The organism is Mycoplana sp. MJR14 (genome assembly GCF_029210525.1).
Lineage (GTDB): Bacteria > Pseudomonadota > Alphaproteobacteria > Rhizobiales > Rhizobiaceae > Mycoplana.
The window spans coordinates 519,180-531,246 of record NZ_JARGEO010000002.1; the positions used below are offsets into that span (position 1 = coordinate 519,180).

Annotated in this window: 12 protein-coding genes; 11 read left to right on the top strand and 1 reads right to left on the bottom strand. The window is 67.4% G+C overall.

From position 1 onward, the window contains the following. Nucleotides 1-41: 41 nt before the first annotated feature. Genes aroC through P0086_RS06795 form a run of 3 tightly spaced genes read left to right on the top strand, consistent with a single transcriptional unit; the run spans nucleotide 42 to nucleotide 3,442 of the window. Complete coding sequence (aroC, locus tag P0086_RS06785) at nucleotides 42-1,139, top strand: chorismate synthase (RefSeq protein WP_275783828.1); 1,098 nt, start codon at nucleotides 42-44, stop codon at nucleotides 1,137-1,139. A gap of 24 nt (nucleotides 1,140-1,163) precedes the next feature. After that, nucleotides 1,164-2,264 carry a 3,4-dihydroxy-2-butanone-4-phosphate synthase gene (ribB, locus tag P0086_RS06790; RefSeq protein ID WP_112593487.1) on the top strand — a complete coding sequence of 367 codons (1,101 nt, stop codon included), beginning with the start codon at nucleotides 1,164-1,166 and terminating at the stop codon, nucleotides 2,262-2,264. A gap of 56 nt (nucleotides 2,265-2,320) precedes the next feature. Continuing rightward, nucleotides 2,321-3,442: a hypothetical protein gene (locus tag P0086_RS06795; RefSeq protein ID WP_275783831.1), complete on the top strand. Its 1,122-nt coding sequence runs from the start codon at nucleotides 2,321-2,323 to the stop codon at nucleotides 3,440-3,442. A 46-nt stretch (nucleotides 3,443-3,488) separates the two neighbouring features. Here P0086_RS06795 and P0086_RS06800 read toward each other — a convergent pair whose 3' ends face one another. Next, a complete protein-coding gene (locus tag P0086_RS06800; RefSeq protein WP_275783834.1) occupies nucleotides 3,489-4,682 on the bottom strand; it encodes a winged helix-turn-helix domain-containing protein in 1,194 nt (397 codons plus the stop codon). A 99-nt stretch (nucleotides 4,683-4,781) separates the two neighbouring features. On the opposite strand from P0086_RS06800, the gene P0086_RS06805 reads away from it, so the two are divergent. From P0086_RS06805 to dxs, 8 genes are all read left to right on the top strand, one after another. After that, nucleotides 4,782-5,462, top strand: coding sequence for an ABC transporter ATP-binding protein (locus P0086_RS06805; protein ID WP_275783837.1), 681 nt, complete (start codon nucleotides 4,782-4,784; stop codon nucleotides 5,460-5,462). Then, complete coding sequence (locus P0086_RS06810; protein ID WP_275783840.1) at nucleotides 5,456-6,061, top strand: energy-coupling factor transporter transmembrane protein EcfT; 606 nt, start codon at nucleotides 5,456-5,458, stop codon at nucleotides 6,059-6,061. Before P0086_RS06805 ends, P0086_RS06810 begins: the two co-directional genes overlap by 7 nt. A gap of 36 nt (nucleotides 6,062-6,097) precedes the next feature. Continuing rightward, nucleotides 6,098-6,661, top strand: a complete 564-nt coding sequence (locus tag P0086_RS06815) for a biotin transporter BioY (RefSeq protein ID WP_112593492.1) — start codon at nucleotides 6,098-6,100, stop codon at nucleotides 6,659-6,661. Nucleotides 6,662-6,768: 107 nt separating this feature from the next. Next, entirely contained in the window at nucleotides 6,769-7,695 is a 927-nt protein-coding gene (locus tag P0086_RS06820; protein WP_112593493.1) for a histone deacetylase family protein, read from the top strand. 2 nt (nucleotides 7,696-7,697) lie between these two features. Then, nucleotides 7,698-7,952, top strand: coding sequence for an exodeoxyribonuclease VII small subunit (locus tag P0086_RS06825; RefSeq protein ID WP_112593494.1), 255 nt, complete (start codon nucleotides 7,698-7,700; stop codon nucleotides 7,950-7,952). Nucleotides 7,953-8,429: 477 nt separating this feature from the next. Continuing rightward, on the top strand, nucleotides 8,430-8,825 hold the full coding sequence (locus tag P0086_RS06830; RefSeq protein ID WP_112593495.1) for a helix-turn-helix domain-containing protein: 396 nt from the start codon (nucleotides 8,430-8,432) through the stop codon (nucleotides 8,823-8,825). A 106-nt stretch (nucleotides 8,826-8,931) separates the two neighbouring features. After that, complete coding sequence (locus P0086_RS06835) at nucleotides 8,932-9,855, top strand: pirin family protein (RefSeq protein WP_275783846.1); 924 nt, start codon at nucleotides 8,932-8,934, stop codon at nucleotides 9,853-9,855. 265 nt (nucleotides 9,856-10,120) lie between these two features. Further along, a complete protein-coding gene (dxs, locus tag P0086_RS06840; RefSeq protein ID WP_162702362.1) occupies nucleotides 10,121-12,040 on the top strand; it encodes a 1-deoxy-D-xylulose-5-phosphate synthase in 1,920 nt (639 codons plus the stop codon). Nucleotides 12,041-12,067 lie beyond the last annotated feature (27 nt).

Sequence of the window (12,067 nt, forward strand, 5' to 3'; positions counted from 1 at the left end):
GCCGCCTGCGCCGCAAGACCGCTTGCATCAGGCAGGAATTCATGTCGCACAACACCTTCGGTCATCTGTTCCGCGTCACCACCTGGGGCGAGAGCCACGGCCCGGCGCTCGGCTGCGTCGTCGACGGCTGCCCGCCCGGCATCCGCTTCACCCTCTCCGAGATCCAGGCCTGGCTCGACAAGCGCAAGCCCGGCCAGTCCCGCTTCGTCACCCAGCGCCGCGAGGACGACCTGGTGCGGGTGCTCTCGGGCGTGATGACCGACGAGGACGGCGAGACGCTGGTCGCCACCGGCACGCCGATCTCGATGATGATCGAGAACACCGACCAGCGGTCCAAGGACTATTCGGAGATCGCCAAGCGCTATCGTCCGGGCCATGCCGACTATACCTACGACGTGAAATACGGCATCCGCGACTACCGCGGCGGCGGACGCTCGTCCGCGCGCGAGACGGCCGCGCGCGTCGCAGCCGGCGGCATCGCCCGCAAGGTCGTGCCGGGGCTTTCCGTCCGCGCCGCGCTGGTGCAGATCGGCAAGCACAAGATCAACCGCGACAACTGGGACTGGAGCGTCGTCGACAGCAATCCGTTCTTCGCCCCCGATCCGGCGATCGTGCCGGTCTGGGAGGAGTATCTCGACGGCATCCGCAAGGCCGGATCCTCAGTCGGGGCGGTCGTCGAGGTGGTCGCCGAAGGCGTGCCGGCCGGGATCGGCGCGCCGATCTACGCCAAGCTCGACCAGGACATCGCCGCCAACCTGATGTCGATCAACGCGGTCAAGGGCGTGGAGATCGGCAACGGCTTCGAGGCCGCCGGCATCACCGGCGAGGAGAATGCCGACGAGATGCGCATCGGCGCGGACGGCAAGCCGATGTTCCTGTCCAACCATGCCGGCGGCATCCTCGGCGGCATAGCCACGGGCCAGCCGGTGGTGGCGCGCTTCGCCATCAAGCCGACCTCGTCGATCCTGACCGAGCGCCGCTCGATCGACAGCGACGGCAACGAGGTAGACGTGCGCACCAAGGGCCGGCACGACCCCTGCGTCGGCATCCGCGCAGTGCCGATCGGCGAGGCGATGGTGGCCTGCGCGATCGCCGATCACTACCTGCGCGACCGCGGCCAGACCGGCCGGCTGAAATAGTTCCAGACGATCAGGAGGAGCGAGATGTCCTTTGACCAGAAGCGCGTAGTCGATGCCATCCGGGCGTTCGAGGCGGGCGAGATCGTCGTCGTCACCGATGATGGCGGCCGGGAGAACGAGGGCGACCTGATCGTCGCCGCGGTCCACTGCACGCCCGAGAAGATGGCCTTCATCGTCCGGCACACCTCCGGCATCGTCTGCACGCCGATGCCGCGCGAGGAGGCCAAGCGCCTGAACCTGGGGGCGATGGTGGCGGAGAACGATTCGGCGCACACCACCGCGTTCACGGTCTCGGTCGACTTCAAGCACGGCACGACCACCGGCATTTCTGCCGACGACCGGACGCTGACGGTGCGCAACCTGGCAAACCCGAACGTCGGCGCGACCGACTTCGTCCGCCCCGGCCACATCTTCCCGCTGGTCGCCCGCGAGGGCGGTGTGCTGATGCGCTCCGGGCATACCGAAGCCGCCGTCGATCTCTGCAAGCTCGCGAGCCTGCCGCCGATCGGCGTGATCAGCGAGCTCGTCAACGACGACGGCACCGTGATGCGGGGGCCGCAGGTGGAGGCATTCGCCGAGACCCACGGGCTGAAGCAGATCTCGGTCGCCGACCTGATCGCCTACCGCCAGCGCAAGGAGACGCTGATCGAGCAGGTCACGACCTTCGAGATCGAGACGCCGTTCGGCAAGGCGAAGGCCACCACCTACTCGCTGCCCTGGGATCCAATGCAGCACATGGCGGTCGTCTTCGGCGACATCCGCGACGGGGTCGATATCCCGGTACGCCTGCACCTGGAGAACGTCGGCGAAGACGTGTTCGGCGCGGGCCGGGCCATCGAGGGCATCATGAAGCGCATCGCCGAGCACGGCCGCGGCGTGATCGTCTATCTGCGCGAAGGCTCGGTCGGCGTCGGCGTGTCGCGGACGGCGCGCAAGGGCAATGCCGACCGTGAGGGGCACAGCGAGGCGGCCGCGCGCGAGCACGAATGGCTGGAAATCGGTCTCGGCGCGCAGATCCTGAAGGATCTCGGCATTGCCTCGATCCGGCTGATGGCGTCGCGCGAGCGGCACTATGTCGGGCTGGAAGGCTTCGGCATTCGCATTGCCGCAACCGACATCTGCTAGCGGTTCCCGGCCCCCTGGACTTTGCCCGAGAGCGTTCCGCCGACCCCAGAGCCTGCATGAAGCACGACCGTCCCCCTCGCCTGGTGATGCACATCGGTCCGCACAAGACCGCGACCACCTATATGCAGGCGAACTTCCACGACAATGCCGAGGCGCTCTTGAAGCGCGGCTGGCTCTATCCGTCGATCGGCGAGCGGGTGGGCATCGCCCATCACGACCTTTCCGACCACGAGGACCAGTTCGTCCATCGGAAGGGCCCGGCCTATGACGATTTCATGCGGGTGCTGCAGCGGGCGGACCGCGACGGGCTCGACATCCTCTTGTCCTCGGAAGGGTTCCGGCGCTGGAAGAAGCGGCACTTCCAGGCGATCGGGGACCTCATCGGGCGGCGCAAGCTGACCGTGGTCTACACGCTGCGCGACCCGCTCGACACGATCTATTCGTTCTGGGCGCAGAAGGCGAGCATGGGCTCGGCGCCGAGCCTGCCGACCTGGATGGAGAAGCCGCTGCGCAGTCCGGCGCGGGCGACCTTCATGAACCCGCTGCGCGAGATCCGGCCGGTCGCCGAGCTTCCGGGCGTCGACTACAAGGTTCTCCTCTACGAGGAGATCCGGCGGCAGGAGATCGACATCTACGCCTATTTCCTCGAAGTGGCGCTCGGCATCGACGACCTGAAGCCGACCAAGCCGTCCACCAACGAGCGGCTGCCGATCGAACTGACCGAATTCATCCGGCTGCTCGCCAAGGAGAGCAGCTTTCCGACCGGCAAGGCGAACAGCCGTCGTGCCGTCCATATCGGGCTGGTGATGCGCTTCCTGTTCAAGCCGGAGGAGAAGGCCCGGATCATCGAGACGATGGCGAAGGCCGGCACGCCGGCTCGCCGCACGCTGTCTCTGCCGCGCAAGTCGCGGAGGTTCACGGCGATCGAGCGGCGGCTGCTCCTGGTGCTGCGCGAGCGGATGTATCCGCGCCCGGCCGGAAAGACGCTGTTCGGCAGGCGGGTCGCCACCTTCACCTACTACGACGACGAGGCGCTGCGCGAGATCCCGGAGATCCGCGAGCTGCTGCAGGCGGCGCTGAAGAAAACGAAGAAGACCTACCCGCCGCTGGCCGCGCTCAACATGGGCAAGCGGCTGCTCGTCGGCTGGCGCCGGATCCGCAAGCGGGTACGGTTCTGAGCCTGCCGGCCGCCTCTCCTGCCGGCCGCCTCTCCGGCGCCCCGGCTCAGCCGTCCCGCCAGCCGTCGAGATAGCGGACATCCTCGACGCCGGTGAAACGGGAAAGGCGCGCCAGTTCCGCCTCCAGCCGCTCCAGCCGGCCCGCCGATGCCCGCACCCCGGGCTCCAGCCACAGTTTCCTGACGGTCAGCTCGCCCGCCTTGCGGTCCGCCTTCATGTCAATGCGGCCGATCAGGCGGTCGCCTTCCAGAAGCGGGAAGACGTAATAGCCGTACTGCCGTTTCGGCTCCGGCACGAAGACCTCGATGCGGTAGAGGAAACCGAACAGCCGTTCCGTGCGGTTGCGGTCGCGGATCAGCGGATCGAAGGGCGACAGCACCCGCAGCCGGCCCGGCGGTTCGGGGGCTGCCGCCATCAGGTCGGCGAAATCGGCAAACGCGTGCGACGGCCGGGGCTTGCCGCCGTCGACCGTCTCGACCCGGATCGGGCGCAACTCGTCGGCGTGCGCCTCCACCCAGGCCTTTGCCTCCTCCGGCGTGACGAGGTCCCAGAAGGCGGCGATCTCGCCGTGGGTGGCAAAGCCGAGACGCGTCAGTGCGCTGCGGCAGGCCCAGTCGACGAAGGCCTCGTGGTCGACCTCCGGCTCGTGATGGTGCTTCGGCAGCACGCGCTCTGCGAGATCGTAGACCTTCTGGAAATTCTCGCGCCGCGCGATCGCCACCTTGCCGGTGCGCCAGAGATATTCCAGCGCGGTCTTGCTCGGATGCCAGTTCCACCAGCCGCCGGATTCGTGCTCGGCCGCCTTCAATTCGCGCGACAGCACGGCGCCGCGCTCGGCGATGTGGCGATAGGTCTCCTCGAAGCTCGCGTCGAACCCCTCCCCCTGCCAGCGGCGCCAGCGCGACAGGATGGCGTCGTTCTCGCGGCGGAACTTGTGCTTCCAGTAGGGATAGAAGGCGCTGGGGATGATCGAGGCGTCATGCGTCCAGTTCTCGAACAGCTCGCCGTCCTTCTCGAGCAGGTCGGCGAGATGTTCGCGGCGGTAGGTCTGGTTGCGCGAGAACAGGATCTGGTGATGGGCGCGCTCGACGGTGGCGATGCTGTCGACCTGCACGAAGCCGATGTCGTGGATGAGCTGCAGCAGGCCGGGCTTGCCCAGCACGCGGCCCGGCGCCGCACAGAGCCCCTGCTTGGCGAGGAAGATCCGCCGCGCGTCACTGTTCTTCACGAGAATCGTCATGCCCGCATGATAGGCTTTTATTCCCACGGGTTCCAACCCGTTTCCTTCGCCCCGCGAAGTGGCTATAGCTCCGTCGGCTCGGCGGCGCGGGAGTGGCACTTGGACATCGAATTTTGCGAGGCATCGGTCAGTTTCGCCGGGCGGCCGGCGCTGCATCCGCTCTCGCTCAGGCTCTGCGAACGGCGCATCGGCATCATCGGGCTGAACGGCTCCGGCAAGACGACGTTTGCCCGGCTGATCAACGGCTTGCTGCGGCCGACGACCGGCGCGGTCACCATAGGCGGCCTCGACACCGTTCGGGACGAGGCGGCGGCGCGCGGCCGGGCCGGCTTCATCTTCCAGAACCCGCAACACCAGATGATCCTGCCGGTGCTTTCGGAGGACATCGCCTTCGGGCTGAAGAACCGCGGCCTGTCGAAGGCGGAGGTGGCGGCGCGGACGCAGGGCGTGCTGGAGCGCTTTGCCATCACCCACCTCGCCGGACGCCGCATCCACGAGCTTTCCGGCGGAGAAACGCAGCTTGCGGCCATCGCCAGCGTGCTCGTCACCGGCCCCGACATCCTCATCCTCGACGAGCCGACGAACCAGCTCGACCTGAAGAACCGCCGCCTGATCGAGGAGACCATCGCGGGCCTGCCGGAACAGGCGATCGTCATCACCCACGACCTGCCGCTTCTCGACGGCTTCGACCGGGTGCTGCTGTTCCACGAGGGCCGGCTTGCCGCCGACGCCGCCCCGGACGACGCGGTGCGGGCCTACCGGGAGATCGCCGGATGCTGACGGGGCTGGACATCGCCGGCGACACGCCGCTCCACCGGGCATCGGCGCGGCTGAAGCTGATCCTGCTGTTTACTGCGGCGGTGGCCCTCTTCCTCGTCCACAGCCCCTGGCTGCTGGCGGCCGCGGCCATCGCCGCCGCCGGCCTCTATGCCTCCACCGGCATCGGGCTTGCGGAGGGTGTGCGCCGGGTGCGGTTCGTGCTCTTCACCGTCGCCCTCGTCGCGCTTGCCAACTATGTCTTCCATTCCCTGGCCGAAGCGCTCGCCGTGCTGTTCCGCCTCGGCGCGCTCGTGCTTCTCGCCGCCGCCGTCACGGCGACCACGACGGTCTCCGCCTTCATGGACGAGATCACCCGTCTCCTGCGTCCGCTCGAACGCTTCGGGTTCGTCCGCGCCGCCGATGTCAGCCTGGCGGTCGGGCTGGTGCTCCGCTTCGTACCGGAGATCCTGGCGCGCTACGGCGACATCCGCGAGGCCCATCGCGCCCGCGGCCTTCGCATCCGGCCGCTCGGCGTGCTCGTGCCGCTGATCATCCTGACGCTCAAGGACGCCGATACGATCGCGATGGCGATTGACGCTCGCGGCTTTCGGCGGCAATAAACCGCAACGGAGCCCTGCCGAAGGAGGATTTGCAGCATGAGCACCAGAGACCTCGTCCTTGTCGCGCTGTTCGCCGCGATCATCGTGGCGCTCGGCCTCGTGCCTCCCTTCACGCTCGGCCTGATCCCGGTGCCGATCACCGCGCAGTCGCTGGGGGTCATGCTGGCCGGCTGCATCCTCGGCGCCAAGCGCGGGGCGGCGGCCGTCCTGCTCGTGCTGCTGCTGGTGGCGATCGGCCTGCCGGTGCTTTCGGGCGGGCGCGGCGGGCTTGCGGTCTTTGCCGGGCCGACGGCCGGCTACCTCGTCGGCTGGGTCGCCGGCGCCTTCGTCACCGGCCTGATCGCCGAACGGCTGGTGCGCGAGAGCCAGCCGGAGCTGGCGCAGCTGCTCAGCTTCCTCGCCGCGGCGATCATAGGCGGCATCGGCGTCATCTATCTCTTCGGCATGGCCTGGCTGTCCTATACGACCGGCAAGGCGTTCACGGAGATCGCGCTGGCCTCGCTCATCTTCATCCCCGGCGACCTGATCAAGGCGTTCGTGGCGATGCTGGCGGGCCGCGCCGTCCTCGCCGGCTATCCGCTTCTGCCGGCCCGCACCTGACACGCGCCGGCGCAGCAGAGGCAGGCGGCGCGGGTCATTGTTGAAAAGCGCATGACCCGGCGGCATTTCCCGTGGACCGCCCCCGGGACAAAGGGTAGCGTCTGACCATGACGACGATCCTCTTCGAGAATCCGATCTTCCTCGAGCACGAGACGCCGGAGGGCCATCCCGAGCGGGCCGACCGCCTGCGGGCGCTCAACCTCGCGCTCGAGCACGAGCGGTTCCAGCCGCTGGTGCGCAAGAAGGCCGAGAAGGCGAACGAGGACTTCGTGCTGCTCGCCCATCCGGAAGCGCACCTGCGCTCCATCATGGACGTGATCCCCGAGGAAGGCATCAACCATTTCGAGGCCGATACCTATGCGAGCCCGGCGAGCCTGCAGGCGGCGCTGACCGGCGTCGGCGGCGCGATCGCGGCGGTCGACGCGGTCTTTTCGGGCGAGGCGGACAATGTCTTCGTGGCGGCGCGGCCGCCCGGCCACCACGCCGAGAAGAACAAGGCGATGGGCTTCTGTTTCTTCAACAACGCCGCGATTGCCGCCCGGCACGCGCAGCGGGCGCACGGCGCCGAGCGCGTCGCCATCGTCGACTGGGACGTGCACCACGGCAACGGCACCCAGGACATCTTCTTCGACGACCCCTCCGTGCTGTTCTGCTCCACCCACCAGATGCCGCTCTATCCGGGCACGGGCGCGAAAGACGAGACGGGCGCCGGCAACATCGTCAACGCGCCGCTTTCGCCCGAGACGGGGAGCGACCATTTCCGCGAGGCGTTCAGAAGCCGGGTGCTGCCGCGGGTGGCGGACTTCAAGCCCGACCTGATCGTGATCTCCGCCGGCTTCGACGCGCACTACCGCGATCCCCTCGCCCAGCTTCACCTGGTGGCGGACGATTTCGACTGGGCGACGGCCAAGCTGATGGAGATTGCGGAACGTTCCGCGTCGCACCGGGTGGTCAGCGTGCTGGAGGGCGGCTACGACCTGCAGGGACTGGCCGAATCGGCGGCCACGCATATTTTCCGGTTGATGAGAGGCTGACCATGACATCGTCCACCCCCGCCGCGGACGTCTCCGCGCTGTCGTTCGAACAGGCCGTGGAAGAGCTGGAAAAGATCGTGGCGGCGCTGGAGCGCGGCGACGTCCCGCTCGACAAGTCGATCGAGATCTACGAGCGCGGCGAAGCGCTGAAGAAGCACTGCGAGGCGCTTTTGAACGCGGCGGAGAATCGGATCGAGAAGATCCGCATCGACCGCGCCGGAAACCCGCAGGGCGTCGAGCCGCTCGACAACGGCTGACACGCGCAAGGCGCAGGACGGCCCCGAAGTCACATAATCGTGACCTTGTGTCATCGGTGCCCCGCAGTCCCCGTTTCGATGCCTGAGCACGTCCGGGAGAGTGCCCGATTCCGGGCATTCCGGACGATCCCGCGGCCGTGATCGCGCAGCTTCCAGACCCCCGTTTCCGCTGCGGCAAAATTGCATATCGCAATTCGGGGGTCTTGCAAAATCCATCCGGAAATATCATTTAGTACCCACATATGGAGTCCCCTCATTAAATGGGTCGGCTCCATTATGTGGTGTGCCCGGGAAACCGAGCGCACGTTACAATTACAATTGTTTCGGGGAACTACAGGACGGCGGAAAAGGATGACTGCATTCGACAGAACCGGTGACCTCCCAGCCTGGATCGACAGCAAGGCACATCGTTCCGATCCGACCGTCACGACGATTTCACACCTCCCAATTGCCACAAGCCATTCACAAGGCCACAGCATGCTCTCTCATCATCATTCTTCCGAACGCCGCACCGTCGCCGCCCGCAGCGGCAGCCGTGAAATCCTGGATCGCGTCGGCGACAAGTGGTCGCTCTCCGTCATCGAAACGCTGAGCGACGGCGCCCTTCGCTTCAACGAACTCAAGAAGCTGGTGGACGGCATCTCCCAGCGGATGCTGACGCTGACGCTGCGCCACCTGGAGCGCGACGGCCTGGTGACCCGGACGATGTTCGCCACCATTCCGCCCCGCGTCGACTATGCGCTGACCCCGCTCGGCTTCAGGTTGTTGAAGCCCGTCAGCGAGCTCGTCGACTGGGTGCGCGAAAACAGCGACGAGATCGAGAAGGCGCAGCAGACCTTCGACCAGCAATCAGTCGCACAGCCGGCGGCCTGACGCAAAGGGTGACGCGAAAAGCCAGGGGCAATCGCGCGCAAGTGCCTTGCCACGGCCTGCCGGCTCCTGTTCACTGCCGGCAGACCGTCGCAAAGGAGCGAGCACGATGAGCTTTTTTCCGGGACCGGACCCCGTCGCAGGGGACGCAGCCGCCTGCAGCGCGCTGGAACACCTGATCATTCCGCGTACGAGCGATCTCGGCGGCTTCGAAGTGCGCCGGGCGCTGCCGACCGCCAGGCGCCGGCTCGTCGGCCCGTTCATCTTCTTCGACCGCATGGGACCGGCGCTCTTCAAGGCCGGCGACTCCATCGACGTGCGTCCGCATCCCCATATCGGCCTTTCCACCGTGACCTATCTGTTCGACGGCGAGATCAAGCACCGCGACAGCCTGGGGACCGAGATGGTCATCCGCCCGGGCGACCTGAACCTGATGACCGCCGGCCGCGGCATCGTGCATTCCGAGCGTTCGCCGGAAAACCTGCGCGGCCATCCGCACGGCCTCTCCGGCCTGCAGACATGGCTGGCGCTGCCCGACGGCCAGGAGGAGATCGATCCGGCCTTCGTCCATTCGACCCGCGAGGACCTGCCGGTGTTTGCGATCGACGGCATGCAGGGGCGCGTCATCATCGGCCACTACGAGGGCTATCGCTCGCCGGTGAAGGTCCCCTCCGACACGCTCTACACCGACCTGATGCTGGCGCCCGGCGCGAGCGCGCCGCTTGCCGCCGACTGGGAAGAGCGCGCGGTCTACGTGCTTTCCGGCGAGCTCGACGTCGCCGGCGACGTCTTCGGTTCCGACCGGCTGCTGGTCTTTCGGCCGGGCGATGCGATCACGCTCAAGGCGGGCGCGGGCGGCTGTCATCTTTCGCTTTTCGGCGGGGCGGCCCTCGGCTCCAGGCGCCACATCTGGTGGAACTTCGTGTCCTCCTCCAAGGAGCGGATCGAGCAGGCGAAGGAAGAGTGGCGGACGGGCCGCTTCGACATCGTGCCGGGCGACGAGAAGGAATTCATTCCGCTGCCGGAGACGTAGGGGCTCCTACCCCCCTGCTCCTGCTCCTGCCCCTGCCCCTGGCAATCGCGGGCTGGCGCTTCGCCCCGACAATGCCTACTTGTGGGGCCAGGAAGCATCGGCCGCGGCCGCGCGCAGCCGTGTTTCCTTGACGGCAATAAGCATCTATTCTGGCTGCAAGGTTGCAAACACCGCCGCATTCGGCAATGACAGGTAAGAGAGAAGTCCAGGTGGTGCAGCCCGTGCGACGCGCAGCAAGCCGCCGTTCCGCAACAGCGCATCAAGAGTGAAACAATTGCCAGCCACGCCACTGCTCGATCAGGTACATATCCCGGCAGATCTGAAGAAGGTGGACGATCGCGACCTGCCCCAGCTCGCAGCCGAGCTTCGCAGCGAGATGATCGACGCCGTCTCGGTGACCGGCGGTCATCTCGGCGCGGGCCTCGGCGTCGTGGAACTGACGATCGCGATCCACAAGGTGTTCGATACGCCGCACGACCGGCTGATCTTCGACGTCGGCCACCAGTGCTATCCGCACAAGATCCTGACCGGCCGCCGCGACCGGATCCGGACGCTGCGCCAGGAGAACGGCCTTTCCGGCTTCACCCGCCGTGCCGAGAGCGAGTACGATCCCTTCGGCGCCGCCCATTCCTCGACCTCGATCTCCGCCGGCCTCGGCATGGCGGTCGCTTCCGACCTTTCCGGCACGGAGCGCAACGTGATCGCGGTGATCGGCGACGGGGCGCTGTCGGCCGGCATGGCCTACGAGGCGCTGAACAATGCCGGCGCGCTGGACGCCCGGCTGATCGTCATCCTCAACGACAACGACATGTCGATCGCCCCGCCGACCGGCGCGATGAGCGCCTATCTGGCACGGCTCGCCTCGGGGCGCACCTACATGGGCTTCCGCGAACTCGGCAAGAAGATGACGGCCTATCTCGGCAAGTCGGTCGACCGGGCGATCACGCGCGCGGTCGAGCATGCCCGCGGCTATGTGACCGGCGGCACGCTGTTCGAGGAGATGGGCTTCTACCATATCGGCCCGATCGACGGCCATTCGTTCGAGCACCTGTTGCCCGTCCTGCGCAACGTGCGCGAGAACGCCAAGGGGCCGGTGCTGATCCATGTGGTGACGCAGAAGGGCAAGGGCTACGCGCCCGCCGAAGCGGCTGCCGACAAGTATCACGGCGTCAACAAGTTCGACGTCATCACCGGCGCCCAGGCGAAGGTGAAGCCGAACGCGCCCTCCTACACCGCAGTCTTCGCCGAGGCGCTGATCGAGGAAGCCGCCCACGACGACAAGATCGTGGCGATCACCGCCGCCATGCCGAACGGCACCGGGCTCGACAAGTTCGGCGAGATCCATCCCGCCCGCCTGTTCGACGTCGGCATTGCCGAACAGCACGCCGTCACCTTCGCGGCGGGCCTTGCGGCGGAAGGCTACAAGCCGTTCGCGGCGCTCTATTCCACCTTCCTACAGCGCGCCTACGACCAGGTGGTGCACGACGTGGCGATTCAAGGCCTGCCGGTGCGCTTCCCGATCGACCGCGCCGGCTTCGTCGGTGCCGACGGGCCGACCCATGCCGGATCGTTCGACACGACCTACCTCGCCTCGCTGCCCGGTTTCGTGGTGATGGCGGCGGCCGACGAGGCGGAGCTGAAGCACATGGTGCGCACGGCTGCGGCCTATGACGAAGGCCCGATCTCCTTCCGCTATCCGCGCGGCGAGGGCGTCGGCGTCGACCTGCCGGTGCGCGGCGAGATCCTTCAGATCGGCAAGGGCCGCGTCGTCAGGCAGGGCTCCAAGGTGGCGCTCCTGTCGTTCGGAACGCGGCTCGCCGACTGTCTCCTGGCGGCAGAGGATCTGGAGGCCGCCGGCCTTTCCACGACCGTCGCCGACGCCCGCTTCGCCAAGCCGCTCGACCACGACCTGATCCGCCAGCTGGCGCGCCACCACGACGTGCTGATCACCATCGAGGAAGGCTCCGTCGGCGGCTTCGGCAGCCACGTGCTGCAGTTCCTGGCACTCGAGGGCCTGCTGGAGACGGGGCTGAAGGTGCGGCCGCTGGTGCTGCCCGATCTCTGGATGGAACAGGCCAAGCCCGAGGCGATGTATGCGAAGGCCGGCCTCGATCGCGCCGGCATCGTCTCGACGGTGTTCAGGGCGCTCGGCCAGAAGGACGTCGGCGTCGGCGTCGCCGGCTGACGCTCCGGGCGCCACCGGCCCCCGCTG

Coding starts and splice junctions, on each gene's coding strand:
- aroC (WP_275783828.1), top strand. CDS start 42: ATGTCGCACAACACCTTCGGTCATCTGTTCCGCGTCACCACCTGGGGC.
- ribB (WP_112593487.1), top strand. CDS start 1,164: ATGTCCTTTGACCAGAAGCGCGTAGTCGATGCCATCCGGGCGTTCGAG.
- P0086_RS06835 (WP_275783846.1), top strand. CDS start 8,932: ATGAGCTTTTTTCCGGGACCGGACCCCGTCGCAGGGGACGCAGCCGCC.
- P0086_RS06800 (WP_275783834.1), bottom strand. CDS start 4,682: ATGACGATTCTCGTGAAGAACAGTGACGCGCGGCGGATCTTCCTCGCC.
- P0086_RS06820 (WP_112593493.1), top strand. CDS start 6,769: ATGACGACGATCCTCTTCGAGAATCCGATCTTCCTCGAGCACGAGACG.
- P0086_RS06825 (WP_112593494.1), top strand. CDS start 7,698: ATGACATCGTCCACCCCCGCCGCGGACGTCTCCGCGCTGTCGTTCGAA.
- P0086_RS06795 (WP_275783831.1), top strand. CDS start 2,321: ATGAAGCACGACCGTCCCCCTCGCCTGGTGATGCACATCGGTCCGCAC.
- P0086_RS06815 (WP_112593492.1), top strand. CDS start 6,098: ATGAGCACCAGAGACCTCGTCCTTGTCGCGCTGTTCGCCGCGATCATC.
- P0086_RS06810 (WP_275783840.1), top strand. CDS start 5,456: ATGCTGACGGGGCTGGACATCGCCGGCGACACGCCGCTCCACCGGGCA.
- P0086_RS06830 (WP_112593495.1), top strand. CDS start 8,430: ATGCTCTCTCATCATCATTCTTCCGAACGCCGCACCGTCGCCGCCCGC.